Source organism: Xanthomonas prunicola (genome assembly GCF_025266575.1).
Taxonomy (GTDB): Bacteria; Pseudomonadota; Gammaproteobacteria; order Xanthomonadales; family Xanthomonadaceae; genus Xanthomonas; species Xanthomonas prunicola.
The window spans coordinates 76,911-101,912 of sequence record NZ_CP096142.1 but is presented as its reverse complement, the minus strand read 5'-3'; the positions used below and the strand labels follow the sequence as shown (position 1 = coordinate 101,912).

General features: G+C 63.5%; 7 protein-coding genes and 1 pseudogene. 1 reads left to right on the top strand and 7 read right to left on the bottom strand.

Going from position 1 to position 25,002, the window contains the following annotated elements; translation table 11 throughout:
• Window position 1: 1 nt before the first annotated feature.
• Window positions 2-1,812: pseudogene (locus M0D43_RS00165) on the bottom strand (EAL domain-containing protein).
• 749 nt (window positions 1,813-2,561) lie between these two features.
• Between M0D43_RS00165 and M0D43_RS00160 the strand changes: the two are divergent.
• Window positions 2,562-12,755, top strand: a complete 10,194-nt coding sequence (locus tag M0D43_RS00160) for an autotransporter-associated beta strand repeat-containing protein (RefSeq protein ID WP_260807640.1) — start codon at window positions 2,562-2,564, stop codon at window positions 12,753-12,755.
• A 302-nt stretch (window positions 12,756-13,057) separates the two neighbouring features.
• On the opposite strand, the gene M0D43_RS00155 is transcribed toward M0D43_RS00160, so the two are convergent.
• From M0D43_RS00155 to M0D43_RS00130, 6 genes are all read right to left on the bottom strand, one after another.
• Window positions 13,058-13,669 carry a response regulator transcription factor gene (locus tag M0D43_RS00155; protein ID WP_252163082.1) on the bottom strand — a complete coding sequence of 204 codons (612 nt, stop codon included), beginning with the start codon at window positions 13,667-13,669 and terminating at the stop codon, window positions 13,058-13,060.
• A complete protein-coding gene (locus tag M0D43_RS00150) occupies window positions 13,666-14,688 on the bottom strand; it encodes a sensor histidine kinase (protein WP_252165155.1) in 1,023 nt (340 codons plus the stop codon). Before M0D43_RS00150 ends, M0D43_RS00155 begins: the two co-directional genes overlap by 4 nt.
• 118 nt (window positions 14,689-14,806) lie before the next feature.
• Entirely contained in the window at window positions 14,807-16,291 is a 1,485-nt protein-coding gene (locus M0D43_RS00145) for an efflux transporter outer membrane subunit (protein ID WP_260807638.1), read from the bottom strand.
• Window positions 16,288-19,380, bottom strand: coding sequence for an efflux RND transporter permease subunit (locus M0D43_RS00140; RefSeq protein WP_252163080.1), 3,093 nt, complete (start codon window positions 19,378-19,380; stop codon window positions 16,288-16,290). The genes M0D43_RS00145 and M0D43_RS00140 overlap by 4 nt, the downstream gene beginning before the upstream one ends.
• Window positions 19,373-20,488 (bottom strand): efflux RND transporter periplasmic adaptor subunit, encoded by a 1,116-nt coding sequence (locus M0D43_RS00135; RefSeq protein ID WP_252163079.1) that lies wholly within the window; start codon window positions 20,486-20,488, stop codon window positions 19,373-19,375. The genes M0D43_RS00140 and M0D43_RS00135 overlap by 8 nt, the downstream gene beginning before the upstream one ends.
• Before the next feature lie 489 nt (window positions 20,489-20,977).
• Window positions 20,978-23,719 carry a S8 family serine peptidase gene (locus M0D43_RS00130; RefSeq protein ID WP_252163078.1) on the bottom strand — a complete coding sequence of 914 codons (2,742 nt, stop codon included), beginning with the start codon at window positions 23,717-23,719 and terminating at the stop codon, window positions 20,978-20,980.
• Between the last annotated feature and the right edge of the window lie 1,283 nt (window positions 23,720-25,002).

Genomic DNA, 25,002 nt, shown 5'->3' with positions numbered 1-25,002 from the left:
CTCAGGGCAGACGTTGCAAGGTCGCGGTCTGTCTGACGTAGTCGCCCACTAAGTGCGCTTCCATCGGTTTGGCGAGCAGATACCCCTGCGCTTCATCGCATCCCCAGCTGCGCAGCAAGGCGATTTCGTCGGCATGTTCGATGCCCTCGGCCACGGTGCGATAGCCCAAGGCGTTGGCCAGGCGTACCACTGCTTCGGCACGCATCTGCATGCCGGCTTTGTTGGCGATGCCGGTGACCAAGGATCGGTCCAGCTTGAGCACATTGACCGGTAACTCGCTGAGATAGCCGAAATTGCTGTAGCCGGTGCCGAAATCGTCGATGGCCACGCTCACGCCCGCATCGCGCAATGCGCGCAGCCGCGGTACCGCTTCGACATTGCTGCGCAGCCAGCGGCCTTCGGTGATTTCCAGCTCGATGCTGGTGGTAGGAATCGCCAGATCCTTGCAACGGTTGATCACATCGGCAGCAAGATTGATGTTGCCGAAGTCGCGCGACGACAAGTTGATGGAGATGGAAAAATCCAGCCCCTGCGCTCGCCATTGCGCCAGCTGCACCAGCGCAGTTTCGATCACCCAATTGGTGACCGTGCACATCAGCGCCGTTTTCTCGAACAACGGGATGAACTCGTCTGGGCCAATCGGGCCGAGACTGGCGTGATGCCAGCGCAACAAGGCTTCGAAGCCGGTCACCGAGAGATTTGCAAGATCGATGCGCGGCTGGAACACCAACCGAAAATCGCCGGCGTCTAAGGCCTGTTCGGCATCCAGTGCCAGCCGGTAGGAACGCTGGATGGCATCGTCGTGCGAGGCGCTATACCAGCACACAATCGCATGGTTGTTGATGGCATCGCCCAATGCCACCAGGCCCTTGCGCATCACATCGTTGGTGTCCGGCTGCTGCGGAGCAAAGCGCACCACACCGGCATGAAAGGTCAGCGACATTGGCACGCCGGCAGCATCCATTGGCTTGTGCAGCATGTCGCGCAGATCCAGTAGCAGGTCTTCCATCTCATCCGGCGCAGAGTTGAGTAGGAAGAACGCAAAGCGCATCGATGCCACGTGGTACACGGTGGCCTTGCCGCGCAAGGCACGCGTCAACACGTAGCTGGCGTGGCGGATCAGCTCTTCCAGCGGCTGCATGCCCAGCACCTGGCGCGCTTCGTTGGCGGCCTGGGTGTCGTAGACCTCAATGAAGGCAGCAATGATGGGCAAGCAGTGGCTGCCGAAGGCGAGGGCATCCAGATCCGATTGCAGCTGACGTGCATTGAGCAAGCCGCTATGCGGCTCGCGTCGGCCAGCGCCGAACTGTAATTCCAGCTGTGCGGCAGCCACATTGGCAAACATCAGCAGCTGCTGATGCTCCTGGTTTGCCAGCCGACGCTCGCGCGTGTCAATCACACACAACGTGCCGGAAACGCCGGTCTGCGGCGCGCCCACTGGCACGCAGGCGATGAAGCGGGCGGGCAGACCGGGGAAGGCCGCATCGCCGAGTTGAATCTGCGCAAGCGCCGCATGCTCGATCAACTCGGCCACGCCATTCGGCGCTGCCGGAACCTGGTGGCACAGCGCAATCGCCTGCTCGACCTGACTGTTGTTGATGCCACGCGCTGCAAGTACGCGGAGGCGGCCGCCTTCACTGATCGTCAGCGCCGCTGCCGGGGCGACCAATGCGTGGCAGAGCAATCGCGCGATTTGTTCAAGCGGCTCCATGCCGCCCAAGTTGATTGGTACGCCCGACCAGTCGAAGTGGCGATCGTGTGATTTGTCGTCCAGAGCAAGCGTCATGTCGTCAGTTCCGTGTTGAAGATCACACACTGCACTGCTACTAGAAACAAACCGAGGTCATCGATAGGTGACGAGCTCTGCGCAAACTACGCGTGACACTTATCGCCTTCGAGTTATTTCAGATGTTCAGCAGGATAGCAGTCCCGACCATAAACGCTGCTGTTGCGCCCGCGACATACAAATACCTCACTCGGGAGTCTGATGTCGAATGGGAGAGTGGTATTAATCGTTGAAGCGAACTCATAAATGACCAGGCCCATCCGCTAATGTGAATTCACGCGGATTTTGCGGTGCAGCAAATTTATCGAAAAAGATGATTATGAATAAAAGTGGTTGCCAGACTCGATATGCATCAGTCTGCTTCGAATAATTCGACCTCATCCAATCCAGTTCCTTGCAAATTACCGATGAATACCGGTTATTTGGCGAATCAGGCGGCGCGACTGTTGTGCGTGATTACGGATGAGTCATTGAATTAACTTGGCGAGCACAAGCAAACCAGTCGACATATTCCGCTTGTGTCATGTGTGAATTTTAGGTTAGTGATGCTGGGCACAGTTTCAGGCGTTTCAATTAACCTATTAATTCCTCAATGGGGTAATTTTAAAGTGGTATTAATCAATATCTTCGTTTCAGGGTCGTCGCTGGCTCTGGATCGATGCTCGCTGGAATAGCGTTGCTGCGTTAAACAAGCTCTGCCGTTATTCCAATTCCGCCTTTGGAGGCGCGTGCATGGGCGCGCGTCGGTTTCTGCTCGGCAATCAGGGGAATTTAAATGAATCGTGCATTTGCGCTGGTCTGGAATGCTGCCATCGGCAATTGGGTGGTGACGCATGAATTGGTGCGTCGGCGTCGCAAGCCCGGCTCTACCCGGCGTGTTTTGCCGGCCCTGGTCGTCCTGGCGGTGGGGGCCGCCGCACCGGGTCTGGCATGGGGCGCGTGCACGCCAGCCATTCCGACAGCGGGCGCGACGGTCACGTGTTCGGGTATTCCGGTCACCAGCAACAGCTTTGCCAGCAGCGCAAACAACCTGACCGTAAATATTGCGTCCGGCAGCCAAATGACCGCCGGCCTGTTGGGCGGTACCGCCATAGCCTTGAGTGGCACCAATTCCACGCTCACCAACGCCGGCACGATCGACCCCTCCGTGCTCGGGTTGCTCTCGGTGCTCAGCACCGGTGTGACCATGGGCAACGCCAGCTCTACTGCAGTGTCCGTCAACAATCTTGCCAGCGGCACGATCTACGGTACTGGCGGCTTGCTTGGCGCCAATCTGCTCAATCTCGACGGCATGGCGCTCGGGCTGACGTCGGCCAGCAACGGCACGGTGCAGCTCAACAATGCTGGCGTAATCGATAGCCGCCCGCTGGCGGGGCTGTCGATTCTGGGTGTGGACACCCCGGTGATCGCGGTAACAGGCGGCGGAGCCGTCAACGCCGTCAATACCGGCACTATCAACGGGCGGGTGGGCTTTCAGAGTTCTGCCACCGGCAATACGTTCGTCAACGCAGGCACCATCAACGGCAGTGTTTCGATGGGTGCCGGCAGCATCAACAACTTCACCGCGGTAACCGGCGGCAGCGTCAATAGCGCGGGTGGACTCGCACTCGAACTACTCGGCCCCGGCGGTTTGCTGAGCTTTGCGCAGACCGGCGTCGTGGACGGCGGCCTGGGCGGCAACAACACGCTGATCCTGCAAAATTCTGCAGTGGGTACTGGCAGCGGCAGCACCGGCACAGGGACGTTGAGTACTGCGCAGTACATCAATTTCGGCAATTTGCGCGTCAATAGCGGCACCTGGTCGGTGGGCGGCGCGAGCAACTTCGGCAACAGCGCGCTCAATGGCGGCGTGTTGCAGTTCGCCAATCCCGCGCAGTTGGGCAACACCATCACCGCCAACGGCGGCACGCTTGAGGCCACGGCTGCGGGCCTGACGCTGGCGCCGACCAATGGCATTGCGCTGGGCGCGGGCGGCCTGACCGTGCAGGGTAGCAATACCTTGACCGTCGGCAGCCCGATGACCGGCGCCGGTGCGTTGACCAAAACCGGCACTGGCGGACTGGCGCTTACCGGTGCCAGCACGTTTGCCGGTGGCGTCAACTTGATCAATGGCGCCTTGACGGTCGGCACCAACAGTGCGTTGGGCACCGGCACCGTCACCGCATCCGGGGGTAGCGTATTGGCTGGTGCTTCGGTGAACCTGGCCAATGCATTTTCGCTGAGCAACACGGTCGGTATCGGCGGCACAAACGCGCTACGGATTGGAGGCACGATCAGTGGCACCGGAGTCCTCAACAAGGTTGGCACCGGCACGCTGACCCTGGGCGGCAGCAATACCTACAGCGGTGGCACCACTTTGGGCGCGGGAAGCGTACTGCTGGAAACCTCTGGTGCGCTCGGCACTGGCACGGTCACTGCAGCAGGTGGTTTGCTGGATAACACTGCGCCACTGTCGCTGACCAATAATTTCGCACTGACCAATACGCTGGGTCTGGGCGGCAGCGGCAACGCGCTGACCTTGAGTGGCACGCTCGCTGGCGTTGGTGGTGTCAACAAAACCGGTGCGGGCACGCTTACGCTCGGCGGACTCAATACCTACACCGGTGGCACCAACCTGGTATCGGGTACGCTGCAATTGGGTACCGCCTCCGCGCTGGGCACGGGCGCATTGAATGTCACCGGCGCATCCAGCCTGAGCACCACTACGCCGATGACGGTGGCCAATGGCATCAGCCTTGCTGCGCCGCTGAGCTTGACCGGCACACAAGCGCTCACGCTCAGCGGCGCCATCAACGGTGCCGGCAGCTTGATCAAGAGCGGCACTGGCGATCTCACGCTGACCAATGCCAATGCCTACACCGGCGGCACCACGCTCAGCGCCGGGCGGTTGGTGGTCGGTTCGAATGCAGCATTGGGCACCGGCACGCTCACCGCCAGCGGTGGCGAACTCGATGCGACGGCTGCGACCACGCTGGGCAACGCGATTGCGCTGACCGGAACGATGGGCGTCGGCAGTAGCGGCAACGCGTTGAATCTCACCGGTACCATCAGCGGCGCCGGTACATTGAACAAACTCGGCACCGGTACGCTGACACTGGGCGGCTTGAACACCTATACCGGTGGCACCAGCCTCAATGCCGGCACCTTGCAGGTGGCCAGCGGGACCGCACTGGGCACCGGTGCGTTGAATGTCATTGGCGCCGCGGCTTTGCAGAATACGGCCGCCGCCACGCTAACTAATGCAGTGACGCTGAGCGCCGGCGCACTGACGCTCAACGGCGCGCAAGCGTTGACGTTGGGCGGCAACATCAGCGGTGCCGGCAGCCTGGTCAAATCCGGCGGCGATCTCACGCTAAGCGGCAACAACACCTATAGCGGCGGCACCGCGCTCACTACCGGCAAGCTCACGGTGGGCAGCGATACCGCGCTCGGTAGCGGGACACTGGCCGCAGCGGCGGGCACCACGCTGGACACCGCCGTGGTGAGCACGCTCGCCAACGCGATTGCGCTGGCAGGGCAGCTCAATGTGGACGGCAGCAATGCGCTCACGCTCACCGGTGCCATCAGCGGCGCCGGCAGCCTGGATAAACTCGGCCCGGCCAGCCTGACCCTTACCGGCAACAACACCTATCTGGGCGGCACACGCCTGACTGCAGGCAGCCTGATTCTGGGCAGCGATAGCGCACTCGGGGCAGGCAGCCTGAGCGTGAGTGGCGGCCTGCTCGATAGCACCGCCGCACGTGTACTTGCCAACAACGTGGTATTGGATGCGGATCTGCAATTGGGTGGCAGCCAGGACCTGACCCTCAATGGAGGCATTAGCGGCGTCGGTGGCTTGATCAAGAACGGCGCTGCGGCGCTGACCCTGACTGGCGCAAACACCTTCAACGGCGGCGTGGATCTCAACGCGGGCAGTTTGTTGATCGGCAGCGGCGCTGCATTGGGCAGCGGCGTGTTGACTGCAGCCGGCGGCACACAACTGCAGGCCACGACCGCGACCACGGTGGGCAACGATGTGGTGGTCAATGGCGCGCTGTCGTTGACCGGCAACAACGACCTGGGCCTGACCGGCACCGTGAGCGGCACCGGCAGCCTGGTCAAGCAGGGCACTGGTGCGCTCACACTCAACGGCGCCAACGTCTACACCGGCGGCACGCTATTGAACGACGGCGCCCTGGTGGTGGGGAGCGATACCGCGCTGGGCAGCGGCGCACTCACCGCCGCCAACGGCACGCTGCTCAATGCCGCCACCGCAGTGACCTTGCAGAACGCGGTCACCGTGGATGGTGCGCTGACGATCGATGGACAAAACCTCACGCTCGATGGCGTGATCGATGGCGCCGGCAGCCTGATCAAGACCGGCACGCAAACGCTCACACTCAACGGCAACAACACCTGGGGCGGCGGGCTGCAATTGCAGAGCGGGTCGTTGCTGGTTGGCAGCGATACCGCATTGGGTGTCGGCACCCTGACCGCCGCAGGCGGTACCATATTGGATGCGAGCACCGCCGTGGCACTGGGCAACGCAGTTGCGTTGAATGGCACGCTGACATTGCCAGGAAACCAGGATGTCGCGCTCAATGGCGTCATCAGCGGCATCGGTGGTCTCAACAAACAAGGCAATGCCACGTTGACACTGGGCAATGCAAATAGCTTCAGCGGCAGCGTTGCGCTGGATGCAGGGCGGCTGGTACTTGGCAATAATGACGCGCTCGGCGTGGGCGGCCTGGTGGTCGGCGGCGCGGCCGAACTGGATACCACAGCCGCGTTGGCGGTGGGCAACGACGTCTTGTTGAACGCTCCACTGACGCTGCTCGGCAGCAACGATCTGGCCTTGGATGGCACCATCAGCGGCACCGGCAGCCTGATCAAGAACGGCACCACCACGCTGTCGCTCAATGCGAGCAACAGCTACAGCGGTGGCACGAGCTTGAGCGCGGGCACGATTGCGGTGGGGGCCGACAATGCTCTGGGCACCGGCAGCCTGTCGGTGCTCGGCAATTCGGTATTGAGCAATGCGGTCGCCGTGGTGCTGGGCAACGATATTGCACTGAACGCTGCGCTCACCGTGGAGAACGCCGCAGACATGCTGGCCAGCGGCGCCATCAGCGGAAGCGGCGATCTGATCAAGACCGGACTCGGCACGCTGACCTTGAGCGGCAACAATAGTTACACCGGCCCGTTGGCGATCCAGGCTGGCACCGTGGTGGCAAGCACCGCTGCCTCGTTGGGCAACGCCAGCAATGTCGATGTCGCGGCAGGTGCGCTGTTGAATCTGACCAACGGTGGCTTGATCAACGCGCTCAGCGGTGCGGGCGGCGTGGATACCGATACCGGTGCCACACTGCAACTGGGTGGCGGCGATTTTGTCGGCAGCCTGGGCGGTGGCGGTAATCTGGACAAGGTAGGTACCGGCACCGTGCGTTTGCTCGGCACCAGCGCCATCGGCGGCACCACGCAGGTCAGCGGGGGCACGCTCGATGTGGTCGGCAGCCTCGGCACCAGCGCATTGAACGTGGCCTCGGGCGGCACGCTGACCGGCACCGGCACCGCCGGTAACGTGGGCGCTGCCGTGACCGTCAGCGATGGTGGCCGGCTCGCACTGACCAGCGGTTCGTCGCTGAGTGTGGGCGCGTTGACGCTGGCACCGGGCGCGTTTGTCGATGTGGCGTTGGGTGCGCCAAGCGCAACGCGACTGCTTGAGGTCAATGGCAATCTCACCCTGGACGGCACGCTCAATATCACCGATCTCGGTGGCTTCGGCACCGGCGTGTACCGCTTGATCGACTACACCGGCGCGCTCACCAATAACGGCATGCTGATTGGCCTGTTTCCCGGCAGCGTGGACATCAGCCAGCTCGCTTTGCAGACCGCCATCGGCCAGCAACTCAATCTGGTGGTGACCGCACCGGGCAGCATCGTGCAGTTCTGGGACGGCGTGCAGACCACGGCCAATGGCACCGTCGATGGCGGCTCCGGTACCTGGGGCGCGGGCACTAACTGGACCGGTCAGGACGGCAGCGCCAACAGCACCTGGCAAGGCGATTTCGCAGTGTTTTCCGGCGCTGCAGGCACAGTCGGCGTGCAGGGCACGCAGAACATCGGGGGCCTGCAGTTCGTCACCGATGGATATCAGTTAACCGATGCCGGCGCGGGCGCACTGGCGGTGACGGGGCCGTTGACCGCCATTCGCGTGGACCCGGGTGCGACCGCCAGCATCGATATCGCCATCACCGGCCTCGGCGGGGTGCAAAAGCTCGACACCGGCACATTGGTACTGAGTGGACCCAACACCTACACCGGCGGTACCGCACTTGGCGGCGGCAGCCTGGTGTTGGGCAGTGCGCAAGCGTTGGGCACCGGCACGCTGACCGTCGCAACGGGCACCACACTCGACACCAATCAAGCATTGGCAGTCGGCAATGCGGTGGTGCTCGATGGTGCGTTGACCTTGCCCGGCAGTAACGACCTGGCATTGACCGGTGCGATCAGCGGTGCCGGCAGCCTGATCAAGAACGGCACCTCCACGCTCACGCTGGATGGCAGCAACAGTTACGTCGGCGGCAGCGTGTTGAACGCCGGCACGCTGGCGGTGGGCAGCACCACCGCACTCGGCGCAGGCAGCCTGTCGGTGCTGGGCACATCGACCTTGAGCAATGCGATTGCGCTGGCTCTGGGCAACAACGTCAACCTGGGCGCCAACCTGACCATCGCCAGTGCGGACGACCTGGCGTTGACCGGCGTGCTCAGTGGTGCGGGTGCGCTGACCAAGACCGGCCTGGGCACGTTGACCTTGTCTGGCAGCAATCTGTTCAGTGGCCCGGTGTCGGTGCAGAGCGGCGTGCTTGCCACCTCCGCCACAGGCACATTGGGGACGACCGCCAGCGTGGATGTCGCGGCAGGGGCAGGGCTCTCGCTCGGCAGCAATACCGCATTGAATAGCGTTACCGGCTTGGGCAATGTGGCGATCGTGGGTGGCAACACACTGCAGTTGGGCGTCAACAACGCAAGCAGCACCTTCGCAGGTTCATTGAGCGATGCCGGCAATCTTGAAAAGGTCGGCACTGGCACGCTGCAAGTCACCGGCACCAGCGCGATCGGCGGCACCACGCAGATCACGGCGGGCACGCTGGATGTGGATGGCACGCTGGGCAGCACCGGTGGCCTCTCGGTAGGTGCCGGCGGCACCCTGAGCGGCAGCGGTGTGGTCGATGCCGCGGTGACGGTGAACGACGGTGGCCGTCTGGTGGTGACTAGCGGCTCGCTGCTGACCACCGGCAGCCTGAGCTTTGCACCCAATGCCACGCTCGATGCGTTCTTGGGAATACCCAACCAGACAGGGGTGCTGGCGGTCAACGGCGACCTGACCTTGGACGGTACGCTCAACATCACCGACATCGGCGGGTTCGGTACCGGCGTGTACCGCTTGATCGATTACACCGGCGCGTTGACCAACAACGGCATGAGCTTCGGCACGTTGCCGGGCACGGTCGACCCCGCCCAGCTCACACTGCAGACCTCATTGGCGCAGCAGGTCAATGTGGTGCTGTTGGCATCGGGCACCAACGTGCAGTTCTGGGATGGCGCGCAGACTGTCGCCAACGGCATCGCCGATGGCGGCACCGGCGTGTGGACTGCTGGTACCACCAACTGGACCTCGATTGATGGGCTGACCAATAGCGACTGGCAGAACAGCTTTGCGGTCTTTGCCGGCAGCGCGGGCAACGTGGGCGTGCAGGGCACCCAAGGCATCGTCGGCATGCAATTCATCACCGATGGCTATGTGCTCAGTGATGCAGGTGGTGGCGCATTGAGCGCCAACGCAGCGAACACCATCATCCGCGTCGACCCCGGTGCAACCGCCACCATCGATCTCGCCATCGGCGGCACCGGCACAGTGCAGAAGCTCGATACCGGCACGCTGGTGTTGAGTGGTCCCAACACTTATACCGGCGGCACTGCGCTCGGCGGCGGCAGCCTGGTGCTGGGTAATGCGCAAGCATTGGGCACGGGCACGCTGACCGCCGCAGCGGGCACCACCCTCGACACCAATCAAGCACTGGCTGTCGGCAATGCGGTGGTGCTCAATGGTGCGTTGACGCTGCCCGGCAGCAACGATCTGGCATTGACCGGCGCGATCAGCGGTGCCGGCGGCTTGATCAAGAACGGCACGTCCACGCTCACGCTGAGCGGCAACAACAGCTATGTCGGCGGCACGGTACTCAGCGATGGCAATCTTGCAGTGGGCAGCAACACCGCCCTGGGTAGCGGCGTCTTGTCGGTGACCGGCGATTCGGTGCTGAGCAATCCGGTTGCCGCCGCACTGGGTAACGCGGTCACGCTGGGTGCGGCGCTCACTGTCGATAACCCGGCCGACCTCACGCTTGCCGGCAACATCAACGGTAACGGTGCGTTGATCAAGATCAACACCGGCACGCTGACCCTGGATGGCAGCAACAGCTATAGCGGTGGCACCACGCTGACTGCGGGCACGTTGGTGGGCGATAGCGCAAGTCTGCAAGGCGCCATCGTGGATAACGCGACGTTGGCGCTCAACCAAGTGGCTGATGGCGTGTTCAATGGCTCGATCACCGGCACCGGCACCGTGGTCAAGGATGGCGCCGGCGCACTGCTGCTCAACGGTGCCAATGGCTACACCGGCGGCACCAGCATTGTGGCCGGCACCCTGATCGGCGACAGCGCCAGCTTGCAGGGCGATATCACCAACAACGCGGCGTTGGTGTTCAACCAGACCACCGGCGGCGTGTATGCCGGTGCAGTCAGCGGGAGTGGCTCGCTGGAAAAGACTGGCAGCGGCGTGCTGCAATTGCTTGGCGCCAATACGTATACCGGTGGCACCGTCATCAGCGCCGGCAGCCTGGTCGGCAACACCACCAGCCTGCAGGGCGACGTGGTCGACAATGCGACGTTGATCTTCGATCAGGCCAGCGATGGCGCGTTTGCCGGCGTGGTCAGCGGCACCGGTAGCGTGATCAAGCAGGGTGCCGGCGCGTTGACCTTGGTGGCGCCGAACACCTACAGCGGCGGCACCACCATTGCCAGTGGCAGCCTGATCGGCACCACCGACAGCCTGCAGGGCAACATTGTCGATAACGCAGTGCTGGTGTTCGACCAGGCGACCGACGGGACCTATGCCGGCAACGTGACCGGTAGCGGTGCCTTGATCAAGGAGGGCGCTGGTGCGCTGACTCTGCAAGGTGGCAACAGCTATCTGGGCGGCACCGCCATCAATGCGGGTACGTTGATCGGCAACACCGCTAGCCTGCAGGGCGACATCACCAACAACAGCACGCTGACGTTCCTGCAAAACAATGCCGGTCGCTATGCAGGCCGGTTGTTCGGGGTCGGTCGTTTCATCAAGCTGGGGACCGGCACGCTATTGCTCACCGCCAACAGCAGCACCTTCACCGGCCCGACGGAGGTCAATGCCGGCACCTTGAGTGTCGGCAACCTGGCCAACCCCGGCGCTGCGCTGGGCGGGCCGGTCACGGTGGGCCCGGGCGGCACGCTCACCGGCAGCGGCAATATCGGCAGCCTGGTGTCGTCGGGTACGGTCGCCATCGGTGGTACCGGTGGCACCCTCAGCGTCGGCGGTAATGCCACGTTTGCATCAGGCTCGACGTTGCAGGTCACGCCCGGCGACGGCGGTGTGGTGACGCCGGTGACGGTAGGCGGCGCAGCTACCGTGGCGACCGGCACCACCCTGGAGTTGGTGCGTGCGACCGATATTCCGCTGTTTACGGAGATTCCGGTGATCAGCGCCAGCGGTGGTCTCACCGGACAGTTCACCGACGTCGTCTCCGATTACGCGTTTATCGAGCCGAATGTGAGCACCACCGCCACTGCGTTGTCGATAACGTTCGGGCGCAATACGGTGGGCATGGTGGACGCGGTAACCACCCCGAACCAGCAGTCCACTGCAGCGGCCGTGGATGGCTTGCCGAACACCAGCCCGATCTATCAAGCCGTGGTGCGTTTGCCCGACGACCCGGAAGCGGTTCGCACCGCGTTTGCCTCGCTGTCGGGCGAAAGCCATGCCAGCACTGCTACCGCGCTGCTTGATAGCCGCTTCCTCAACAGCGGCATCGGCAACCATCTGCGCGGCGACAGCCAGAACTCGATGGTTGGCGACACCCTGGTGTGGATCACCGGGCGCAGCCTGCCTAACCGTGTCGATGGCGATGCCAATGCGCTGTCGGTGCGCCGCGAGGACAACGGCGTGATGGCCGGTGCGGAACGTCGCTTCGGCGAAGGCAGCGTGGTGGGCATCGCAGTGGGCAACCAGGACATCGAGAGCTGGTCGCGCGAGTGGGGCGACCGTGCCGATGTGGATGGCACCCATGCTGGCGTGTATGGACGTACCGACTGGTCTGCGTTCTCGCTGCAAGGCGCGGTGGATTACGCCAGCTACAGCGTCGACAGCACGCGCCGGGTGATGTTGCCCGACGTGCTCGAAGAACGCCTGAGCAGCAGCTACGATGCCAGCGCAGTGACAGTCTCGCTGGAAGCGGCCTGGAATCTACGCATCAAGGATGCGATCTACAGCCCGTTCATTGCGGCCGATTACACCCGTCTGAAGACCGACGGTTTCATCGAGCGCGGCGGTATTGCCGCGCTGTCGGTGGACAGTGCCAGCGATACCTTCAGCACCGCCACGCTGGGTGTGCGTGGGCACTGGGGCTTGGGCCAAAAGGCGGCGTTGTATGCGTCGGCAGGCTGGCGGCATGCCTTCGGCGACCGTTCCGTGCAGCGCTCGGCCGGCTTCGTCGGCACCGCCTCGGAGTTCTCGGTGCAAAGCGTCACCCTGGCCAAAAACGCTGCCATTGGCGAGTTCGGCGTGAGCCTCGTCACCTCGCCGAGCAGCCGGTTGGCCCTATCGTTGCAAGGACTCAACGGTGACGGGCAGACGGCGTACGGTGGTCAGGTGACCTGGGGGGTGAGTTTCTGAGTCTTGGCTTGCCGCATGCTTGAAACTGAGAAATGCCCCGGCATGCCGGGGCGTTTCCTTTGCGTGTTCTTCTATGTGCGTCGCGCGAGTCGTAAGGCGTGCACGTAAGCATTCGTGTGCATTGCTGCGATCAGATCAGCCCATGACATGCCGACATTCATTGGCGCGCTGCCTGCATGTCGCGTCATTGGAGCTTTGCAGTTACAGACCACTCAAACCATAACTGCCACTGCCATCAGCCGATGGCGCATGTGCGGGCACGCAACACAGCACGCACACCAATATCGGTTGCGCAACGCGCATCACAGCCCGATGCGTTCGGCCAGACGCACCAGCTCGGCCAGCGAGCCGGCCTGCATCTTGCGCATGGCCTGCCCACGCCGCACTTTTACGGTGATCTCGCTGAGGTGCAAGCGCGCGGCCACCTGTTTGTTCAACAGGCCTTGCACCACCAGTCGCGTCACATCCTGCTCACCGCTGCTCAGCGACTCCCAACGCGCACGCAGCTCCGCCGCGACCGCATCGCTCTGGCGGCGCGCGCAGTCGCGGCGGATACCGTCCTGAATTGCATCCAGCAGGGCTTGATCACGGAACGGTTTGGTCAGGAATTCGATCGCGCCATTCTTCATCGCTTCCACGCTCATCGCGATATCGCCATGGCCAGTGATGAAGATCGTTGGCAGGGCGAAGCCGGATTCGACCATGCGCCGATGAAACTCCATTCCGCTCTGGCCCGGCATGCGGATGTCCAGTACCAGACAGGCGGGCGCGTCCTGCAGCCGATGCGCAAGGAATTCATCGGTGGAACCAAACGCGCAGACCTGCAGCCCGACCGAGGCGAACAGATCTTCCAGTGCGGCGCGCATCGAGGCGTCGTCGTCGATGAGATACACCACGGGAGCCATCTCGCTCATTGCCTGCGCTCCGCTGCGACCAAGGGCAAACGCAGGCCGAAGCGCGCACCGCGCATGCCGGCCGGCTCCGCCCAGATCTGCCCGCCGTTGGCTTCCATGATGGTGCGGCTAATGCTCAAGCCAATGCCCATGCCATCGTCCTTGGTGCTCCAGAATGCTTCGAAGACATGCGCCAGTGCATCCTCTGACAAACCCGGGCCGGTATCATCGATGCACAGGCATGCCCACGCACCATCGATATGCGAGCGCACGTGGATGCTGCGCGCCTCATCCGGCAGTGTGGCCAGTGCCTCCACCGCGTTGAGCAATAGATTGCCAATGACCTGCTGAATCTGCACGCCATCGGCCAGCACCGCAGGCAGGGCAGGGTCCAGTTCCAGCGACAACGCGATGCCATGGCGCTCGGTTTCGCCCCGGGTGAGCGCAATCATGTCGAGCACCGTGCGGTTCAAATCCAGCGGCTGGCGTTGACTCGCTTCGCCACGCGCCAGCGCACGCATGCGCGCGATGATTGCGCTGGCGCGGCCAGCGTCGGCGAGCATGCGCTCCAGTGCAGCATCGGCCTTGGCCAGGTTCGGCGGTTGCTGCGCCAACCAGCGTTGGCAGGCGTTGCCGCTGGTCACAATGGCGGCCAACGGTTGATTGACTTCGTGCGCGATCGATGCGGCCAACCCGCCCATGCTACCGCTGCGGGTCAGCCGCAACAGCCGTGCCTGCGCGGCATGTGCACTGGCTTTGGCCGCTTCCATCTGCACCGCCAGGTACGTGGTGACCGCAACCACCACCGCGCTGATGCAGGAGTTGATCACCCCCACGCGGTAACTGCCGGCCGGCGTGAGATGGAAGCTGAGCACGATCAGTGCCAGGCAGGTAGCCGCCAAGGCCACGACGCCCGCGCGCGTGAGCAGGCGCACCGACAGCAGCACCACCAGCGTGTAGAACAAGGCCGCAGCCACCGCGTAATCGGTGAAGGTGTCGGCGACGAAGATCGCCGCCATGCCGGTCACCAGGCCGACCATGCCAAGCAGGTCGGTACGGGTGGGCGGCGAGCGGAATAGAGAGGTCATGCGCATGGCGGCGATTGTCTCAGCTGGCAGCGCCGCCGTTACACAACCGGCGCTGGAGGCCGTGCTTGATTCATGGAGCCGCAGGTTCGGGCGTCTGCGCCGGTGGCGACCACCACGGACCGCCACCCAGGGCTTGATACAGCGCCACGGTGTCGGTGTAGCGCGCGGCTTGTGCCTGCACTGTGGCCGCCTGCGCGCTTTGGTAGGCCTGCTGTGCCTGCAACAGATCGGTCATCCCCACCGCGCCCACCGCCCGCTGACGCTGCACTAGCGCCAGCGTGCGCTCCGCCAGCACCTGCGCATCGGCAGAGGCCCGCAGACTCTGTGCGTCGCTCTGCAGCGCAGTGAGCGCATTAGAAACCTCGCCAAACGCGTTCAACACCACGCTGCGGTATTGCGCCATGGCCTGCGCGTAGCCGGCTTCGGCCGCCCGTTGCTGATGCGCAAGCGCACCGCCATGGAACAGCGGCTGCAGCAGGCTGCCTGCCACGGACCATTGCGTATTACCGGCCGCGAACATGTGCCCGAAACTGGCCGCAGAACCGCCGCTGGCGGCACTTAAGGCAATGGATGGCAAGCGCGCTGCGGCCGCCACGCCGATCAGCGCGCTGGCAGCATGTGCTTGCGCTTCGGCGGCGCGGATATCCGGACGGCGGTCGACCAACCGCGAGGGCAGCGATAACGGCAGTTGCGCCGGAAGCTGCAGCGTCTCCAACGTAAATGCCTCACCTACCGCCTCGTTAGGCAATTGCCCGCCTAGAATCGCGAGCAGGGTGCGTTGTTGTTCCAGCTGTTTTTGCAGCGCCGGGACTGCGGCCTGCGCCTGCGCCAGCGCAGTGCGTTGGGCCAGCACCTGCGCGGTCCCGATGGCGCCAAGGGTCTGCTGGCGTTCGGTGAGCGTGCACAGCTGTTCGGCCAGGGCGACCTGCGTGCGCGCAGCATCCAGTTGCGCGCGCACCGCCGCTTCGCCAATGGCCGCGTTGACCACATTGGCGGTGAGGCTCAGATACGCCGCATCGCGCTGATCGCGCTGCGCCTGTGCCTGCGCGCCGGCCGCTTCCACTTGCCGCCGCGTGCCGCCAAACACGTCCAGCGTATAACTCACGGTGAGCTGTGCGGTGCGTAGCGCGTACGGCGTGTCGATGCCGGCATCTGGCGCGGGCACCACCGAGTCGCGTTGCCGGCTGGCATCCACATGCAGATCCGCTTGCGGCAGCCAGGCACCGCGTTGCGCGGCAAGCGTTTGTTGCGCCTGCCGCAGCGCCGCGTCGGCGGCCTGCAGATCCGGGTTGGCACGCAATGCACGCTCCACCACAGTATTCAGTTGCGAAGAGCCGAATGCGCGCCACCAGGCGGCCGACACATCCTGCCCCGGCTCGAATTGTTGCGCACCGCCATGCGCCGCGTCGGCGGCTGCAGTCGTTGCCGGTAACGCGTTGGCGGTGTAGCGGTCGGTCGCAGGGGGAGCGGGGCGCTGAAAGTCCGGTCCCACTGCGCAGGCGGCGAGCGACACCGCCACTGCACTCGCGAGCAGCGCGTTGCGAAGGTGTGTCATGCGGTTGTCTCCTTGCGGCCCTGACGCGTTGTGACGAAGGCTTCCATCAGGTAGTACAGCGATGGCAACAACACCAGCGTAAGTACCGTGGCGGTGACCAACCCACCAACCACCACCGTGGCCAATGGGCGTTGCACATCGCTGCCCAGGCCGGTGGCGAGCATCGCCGGTGTCAGGCCCAGCGCTGCCACCGTGGCGGTCATCAGTACCGGACGCATGCGGCTAACGGCGCCAGCCACCACCGCCTCGCGCAAAGACATGCCGGCGTCCTGCCGCAATCGGTTGATCTGCGCCAGCATCAGCACCGCGTTCAATACCGCCACGCCGAACAAGGCGATGAAGCCCACCGCGCTGGAGACATTGAGCGTCATCCCGCGCAGGTGCAGTGCGGCCAGCCCGCCGATCATCGCCAGCGGCACGGCGGCCAGCACCAATGTCGGCTGGCGCAGGTTGCCGAACGCGCCGAACAGCAGCACGAACATGATGCACAAGGTGGTCGGCAGCACCACCAGCAAGCGTGCCTGAGCACGCTGCAGGTTTTCGAACTGGCCACCCCACACTAACTGCATATGCTGCGGATCGACCCGCACTTGCCGCGCGAGTGTGGCCTGCGCATCGCCGAGAAAACTGGAAAGATCGCGGCCGCGCACGTTGAGCCGCACGATGATGTTGCGCCGTCCCATCTCGCGCACGATCACGCTCTGGCCGCTGGTGGTCGTGATGCTTGCCACCGCCGATAGCGGTATCTCAGCACCGGCAGCGGTGCGCAAACGCAACGCGCCGATGGCCCGAGGATCGTTGCGATACCGTTGCGGAAAGCGCACGGTGAGGTCGTAACTCTTCTCGCCGATATACATCTGGCCGATCGGGCTGCCGCCGATGCCGGTGGAAATCAGATCCGACACATCGGCCGCATTGATGCCGTAGCGCGCCGCCGCCTCGCGGTCGAAGCGCACCTGCAGGTTGGGCAGGGGCGGCTCTACATCCACGGCGATATCCGCAGCGCCCGGCACCTTGTGCAAGACGGCGGCCACCTGTTCGGCAACGCCACGCACCTGCTGCAGATCGTCGCCGAACACCTTGACGGTCAGATCGCTGTGCGCGCCGGAGAGCTTGTCCTGCACGCCGTCGATCATCGGCTGCATCATGCTGACCGTATAGCCGGGCATCTGCGCATAACGCGCGCCAAGCGCAGCGATCAGTCTCTGCTTGTCCATGCCCGATGGCCATTGTTTGTACGCACGCAAGCCGACGCTCGCTTCGATATGCGACGGCGTCCAGTAGTCGGTGCCATCGTCGTTGCGCCCGGTCTGGGTCACCACGTACGACACCTCGGGAAATTCCAGCGTGGCCTTGCGCAAGGCGTTGGCCATGGTGGCTGCCTTGTCCAGGGTGATGCCCGGCGGCATCTGCACCTGCAGCCATAGCGAGCCTTCATCGATGTAGGGCAAGAAGTCCCGGCCGATGCTGCCACCCAACACAGCCAGCACGCACAAGGCCAGCGCCGCACAGGCCAGCAACCAACCGCGTCGGCCAACGCTACGCTCCAGCAACGCGCGGTAGCGCTGTCCCAGTGCCTCCAGTACGCGGTTGTGCATCATCTTGCGCGGCTTGCGGAACGCCAACCACGCCAGGGCGGGAATCAACATCAATGCCACCAGCAGCGCACCGATCAAGGCTGCGCCCACTGCGTAGGCCATCGGCGAAAACAGCTTGTATTCGATGCGTTCGAACGCGAGCAGCGGCAGATACGCACAGCCGATGACTGCCATGCCGAAGAAGATCGGCCGGGCCACATGCAAGGTGGCGTCGATCGCATCGCGCGCAGTCAACGCACGCTCGCTGTTTTCCTCGCGCAGGCGCAGGACATTTTCTACCAGCACCACCGCGCCATCGACCAGGATGCCGAAATCGATCGCGCCCAAGGACAGCAGATTGGCAGGAATCTTGAGGTGGTGCATGAAGATGAAGGCGATCAACAACGACAGCGGGATGGTCAGCGACACGATCGCCGCCGCGCGCGGGCTGCCCAGGAAGATCAATAGCACCACGCACACCAGCAGCATGCCTTCGGTGAGCGTGGCGCTCACCGTGTGCAGCGTGGCGTCGATCAACGCAGTGCGATCCAGGTAGGGCACCACCTTGACGTCCTTGGGCAACACGCTGTTGTTGAGCTCCTCCACGGCGCTGTGGATGCCTTGCAACGCCACCGACGGATTGCTGTCCTTGAGCAGCAACGCGATGCCTTCGATCGTGTCCGGATTGCTGTCCTTGCCCAGAATGCCGCGCCGCTCCACATTGTCGTAGCGCACCTCGCCCAGATCCTTGACCAGGACAGGCACGCCATTGCTGCTGCTCACCACTACATTGCCGATGTCCTGCAACGAGTGCAGCAAGCCGATGCCGCGGATCACGTAACTCTGTTCGCCGCGATCCATCACGCTGCCGCCGCCATCGGCGTTGTTGCTGGTGATGGCGCTCTTGACCTGCTGCAGCGACACCCCGTAGCGGGTCAAGCGATCCGGCTCCAGCGCCAATGAGAACTGCGTGGTGAGGCCGCCGAAGTTGGTGACATCGGCCACGCCTTGGACCTTCTGCAGGCGCGGAATCACCGTCCAGAATTGCAGGTCCGATAGCTCGCGCAGGCTGCGTGTCTTCGATTCCAGCGTATAGCGATAAATCTCGCCGGTGGGTGAGGTGTACGGGTCCAGCCCGGGAATCGCGCCATAGGGCAGGGTAACCGCCTGTATGCGTTCCAGCACGCGCTGACGCGCGAAATACCCTTCCGTGCCGTCATCGAAGACCAATGTGATCAACGAGAGAGCGAATAGGCTGCGCGAGCGCAACACATGCAGGCCTGGCGTGCCCATCAACGCACGTTCCAGCGGCACAGTGATCTGCTGTTCTACTTCCTCCGCACCCAGGCCCGGTATCTGCGTGACCACCTGCGAGGTGACATCGGCGATATCTGGATAGGCTTCCACCGGCAACTGCGTCCAGCTCCATGAGCCGTATAACGCAATGAGTAAAAAGACCAGCCAGACGATGCCGCGACGCTGAAAGCAGGTGGTGATGATCGACTCAATCATTGAGCAAGGCTCCGTCCTGGATCACCACACGTTCGCCTGCCTTCAAGCCGGACAGGACTTCGGTGTACCCATCCACAGCGCGGCCTGTCGCCACGATGCGCGAGCGATAGACGAACGGTGCGGTTTCGATAAACACCCGCGTATACAGTCCCATCTGCAACAGCGCGCTGTCGGGAACCATCAACGCCTGCTGTGGGCGTGCTTGAAACTGGGCGCGCGCAAACATGCCTGGCTTGAGCAGGCCATCGCGGTTATTCAATACCACCCTGACTTTCAACGTGCGGGTGGCGGGATCGAGCAGATCGTCCAGGTGTTGCACCTGGCCAGTAAAGCGTTGGCCTGGGTAGGCATCCAAGCTGGCAGTGACCGGCTGCCCTTCGAAGACCTGGCCAATCTCGCGTTCCGGCACGCTGGCGGTCAGCCAGACCTGCGAGATATCGGCCACTGTCATCAGTGGCGCTGACGTGTCATTCCAAAAGCCGCCCAACGCGGCGCTCAGGTCGACCACGCGGCCGGCAATGGGCGCACGCAATACATAGCGCCGATGCGAGGTTGCTTGTGCGGCCACACCCAGCTGGGCCAGACGATCGCTGGCCGCACGCGCATCGTTCTGCGCGCTGTCGAAGACCTGCTGTGCCGCTTGCAGATCGCGTGCTGCTGAAATGCTGTCTACCGCCAGCGCCTGCTGGCGGGCAAGTTCCAGACGTGCTTGTTGCAGCGCTGCGCGCGCCTTGCCGGCATCGCTATAGGCACTGGCAAGTTCGGCCGAATCGAGCACGCACAGCACATCGCCTGCACGCACGGTGTCGCCCAGGGTCTTGGGCAATGCGACCACGCGCCCGGCCAATGGCGGCACGACACGCACCAGCCGCTCGGGCAACACGTCGATCACCGCTGGCATCTCCACCATGGGGGCGATGCGCTGACTGCGCACTGCCTGCACGCGCAGGCTGGAACGCAACGGTGAGTGCGCCGGCACGCTCACCTGCGTGTTGGTGTGGATGAGCAGCGGCGAGGGAGCCGCCGGTGGCGGGGTGGCACCGCAGCCAGCAAGCAGGCTGCCGACGCAGGCAGCTGCCAGCGTAGAACGCAGGAAGAGGGACGACATGCTGTAACTCGAGCGGGGAGGGGGGAAGGCGTTGCACACGTGGGCAGCAACCCGCGAAAGCGGGCAGCGCTTGCATTGGCGATGCAGACACGCTCGCTGCCGGCAGCGGCGTATGACGGCATCGCCTGGTGCCCATGGCTATCGCCACAGGGATGTAGTTGGACGCCTGCCATCGGGGCCGGCGCAGTGACGACGCGTGCTGCAGCCACGTCGATGGCGTGCATGGTGCCAGCCGCTAGCGCGTGAAACCAGGGGTTTTCATGCGTTTTCGGTAGTCCATGGACATCGCATCGATATACCTTCGTATCGTGTGCGCGCAGCCGGTACGCAAGACGCCGTGTCAGCCAAGGCGTTCCAGAGCTGTGCGGTCGCATGAGGCCATCAACGAAAAGGCCCCGGACATGCCGGGGCCTTTCTTTTATCTGTCACACAACAGCGTGCATGACAGCATCATCCGCGTAGGCTGCAGCGCGGCCGCAGCGGCTGCGATCAGAACTGCCAGCGCAGACCGACGTTCGCATTGATGCTGTTGGCGTCCGAACGACCGCGCTCGGCGCCCACGTTGCCGTAGATGGAGAACGCATCGTTGAGCTGGTAACGCACGCCAACCGAGGCGCGCAGCGACTGCTTGGACACAGGCTCGCCGGCAACATTGAAACGCGCTTCCGGCAAGCCGGTGAACCAGGCGGAGAAGTCGGAATTCGGATTGCCCAGCAGCGAGCGATATGCCACCAGACCATCAAAGCCCCACTTGCCGTGTGCCAGATGACCGCGTACGCCCACCTCGCCATAACCTGCGCGCATGGTGTCGCTATGCGCGCTCAACCCCAGGCCGGTCACCGACGCTTCGCTGAAGGCATCCTGGGTCTGGCTCACCACGCCGGCGGCCACGAACGGCGACAACCCGGCATGCGGCATCAGGCCGACTTCCGCACGCGCCGACCAGTTGGTGTCGTGGCGACGGTCCTGCAAGCGCTCGCCGATGCTGCCGGCCTGCACATTGCGTTCGGTCTCGACGTTGCTCATGCCGTACGATCCGAGCGCCGACAGATACGCCTGGCCAATCGGCTGGTACAGGTAGGCGGTCATCGCATACCGATCCGAGCGCAGACGGCTCGACGAGGCTGCGATGTGCGCACGGTCCTGACCGGAGGTCAGGGCCGCACCGACGATGGTACCGGCGTTGCCCATCGGCAGGTCCACGCCGAAGGTGGTCGCCTGCTGGGTGTAATCGGCCGAATCGAAACCGCTGCGGCTCAGATCGCCGTCCAGATAGCTGCCCTGCATCCAGGTGGTGAGCGTGGTGGTATCAGCCAGATAGGGCAGGCGGTCGGCAGCCACACGTGCATCGTTGAGCGCGGACTGGAAGCCCAGCGTGCGTTCGATGCCGTGCACCTGGCCGGCCAGGGTCGGCAGCGATGCGGCAACCTGCGCATCGGACGCTGCAATCAGCGAACCGGTGGCGCTGATCAGGCCACCCAGATTGTCGGTGTCGCCCGAAGCAACCCGCGTATCCAGCACCTTGACCAAGGAGTCGACCTGATTCGCACCATTGACCACCGATTGCGGCGCACCGGCCGCCTGTGCGCTAGCAGCGGAGGCGTTGCGGGTCAGAGTCGCGGTGACGGTGGTCGGGTCGTAGGACAGCGTCGCGGTCCAGAAGAAATTATTGGCGTATTGCACGCGGTCGAACGTGCCTTGCAGGATGCCGGCCTTGACGATCTTTTCGGTGCTGCCCACGGTGTAGCCGGCCGCTTCCGGCAGCAACAGCAGATTGCCCTTCAAGCTGGCCTGACCGGTGACGGTGAGGCCCTTGCCCAGTTCGATGGCCGTGGTGCCGGTCGAGTTGACCAGGCTGTAGTTGCCGTTGATGACACCGCCGCGCGCTTCGAAGGTGGCCGAGTTAGCCACTAAAAGATCCGAACGCAGGCTGCCGGTGAGCGACAACACGCCATCGAGAATGGTGGTGCCGCCGGTGTAGGTGTTGGTGCCGCTCAGGGTGAGCTTGCCGGCGCCGCCCTTGGTCAGGCTGCCCACGCCGGAGATGTCGTTGCTGAAAGTGCTGTCGTAGCCAGAGCTCACGTTGGCCGTCCAACTGCTTGCGAACTGGCCCGGACCCTTGATCGCCTTGGCCGCATTGACCAGGCCCCAGCCGTACAGCGCGTCAACGCCCGGGTCGCCCAGGTCGGTGGCGGTGGTCAGCAAGGTTTGTTGCAGGTTGGAGGCGCTCATCCATGGATACACGCCCAGCACCTGTGCGGCGACACCGCTGACCGCAGCGGTGGAGAACGAGGTGCCGGCAATCTGACCGCCCAATTCGGTGCCGGCCAGGGCCGGGACGGTGTAGCTGCCCGGCGCGACCAGGCACCACTGCGCAGCGGCACCGCAGTGATTGGAATAGCTGGTCAAGCCGGCGGCATTGCCGGCACTGTCGATATTGATTGCGCCTACGGCCAGCCAGTTGTTGCGCACGCTGGCCTCCTGCACCGGCGTTGCGGCCGGGTAGGAGGCTTCCGCCGCGCCTTCGTTGCCGGTGGAGGCCACGATCAACGCGTCGGCCTGCACCAACGGGGTCAGTGCATATTTCCAGGCCAGTGCAGCGTTGGCGCTGGCGGCGGCATCCGGATAGGACGCACCGATGGAGAGGTTGGCGATGCGCACGCCAGCGGCTGCCAGATCCACCGCAGCGCGGCGGGTCTGCTGCGTGCCGCAGGAGTTTTCTGCGCAGATGCGCGCATAGAACAGGTCTGCATCCGGTGCAACGCCACCGGCAAAGCCGTCCTGCGCGGAGCCCAGCACCAGCGCAGACACAATCGTGCCGTGGCCGCGCAAGGCATTGGCCGACGACTCGGGCGTGCCCGGGCTGGCGGTGTAATCGTTAAAGCTGTCGACCTTGCCGCTGATTGGCGTGTAGCTCGGCACCAGGTTGTCGTCCAGCACTGCCAGCTTCACGCCCTTGCCCTTGGCACCGGCCTGCTGCGCCAGATCCGCATTGGTCGGCACCAGCAGATTGCTGCCCACACCTTGATAGCGGGGCGGAGCTGGCGTCGGAGCCGGCGCGGTCTTGGGCAGCGGATCGGACGTGGTGCCCGGGGTGGTCGGCGTAGGTGCCGGCGCAATCACCGTACTCTGCGGGGGCTCACTGCGGACGTTGCCGCCACCGCCACCGCCGCCACAGGCGGTCAGGACAAGACAGGAGGCGATGGTGGTTGCTAGTAGCGAGCGATTCATAAGCGTTGTCGATTCCGTTGTAGGCGCGCCGCTACTGCCGATTCTGAAATTTGGCGCAGAAGGTCCCAGCGCTGGTGGTCACCAACGAAGGCGTTTAATTTCACGTGTTATTCACTTCAAACTGCAGCGGTCCGTCCTCTCGGACTTGTGCTGCCGGAGCACTCGGCAAATACGCTGATGCACTCGCCGTGTGCTTGCGGTTTGTTTAACGGCGCTAGCCATTAACTCTAAAGTCTGAATGGACAGTTGCTATTCAGAGAAAAAGATCGTGCGATGGGCAACTCCGATTCGTTCCATAGCGATATCGGATTAAAAAGTGGCTAGCAGATCAAAACGCAAAAAAATGTCAAACCGAACGCAACAATAATCCGTCACATTTCGCGGAGGGCGAAAATCCTAAATGCGATGAAGAGCGCGAGTAATCAGGGAATCATGTCAAAGATGTGGGTAAATTCCTCACGCCGTGTAGCGAATTCAACCGGTAGTTAGGCACTCTAACGGACTCTGCTGTACGCGGCGGAATTTTGAATAACTTGCGTGCAACGGTGGTTTAAACTGTCAAAACGAAAATTGTCTTCCGATGTCATTGCGATAAGAACGCCCCCGCGCTACGCCGAGCGACCTCGTCCGATTGTGCGAAATTCGACGTCAAAAGGCGTCAATTGCACAATCGGTTGCATCAAAATGAATGATTTGAATAATTTAGTTTATTTTTGGAGGATTTTTTAAAAGTTACCGCCTTCGGGGGCGCCCAGGATGATCTGGGTGTTATTCAATTATCCGATCTTGCAACCTTGGTGGGTTTCTTGGGCCAGTTCGAGGGGAGGGCGGTGCGGACAAGCTTTTCGCATAGCCAGCGTTCGAAGCCTGCAGAGGTTCAGCCCGCCTGGCGCGGACGCCGGTGACCTCGGCTTCAGGCGTATCGCGCAAGGCGGTGAGTCGAGTCTGTAAAGGTTTGAGCGATCTGCTCAGCCAGGGCCGGCAGTCTTCATGCACGGCACGGCGTGGAGACCGGCTCCGTGCCCGCACTACCTGCACGCGCGGGCCTGGGCGTTCACGTCGCCCAGACACCGCCGCTCCAACAAGCTGCGTCTGATTGGCGGTGCCCAACGCAAGCAGTTCCGGGCCGGTCGGCACCGGGCCCGGTAGCTCGCCCTGCGCGTCGGCAAGGCCACGCTGTTGCCGCGCTTGAACCAGCTGCATCACCGCCGACAGCGCATTGAGACTGCGCGGAACGCCGGCGTACGCGTAGACCTGTACCAGCATCCTTGCATTCGTTGATG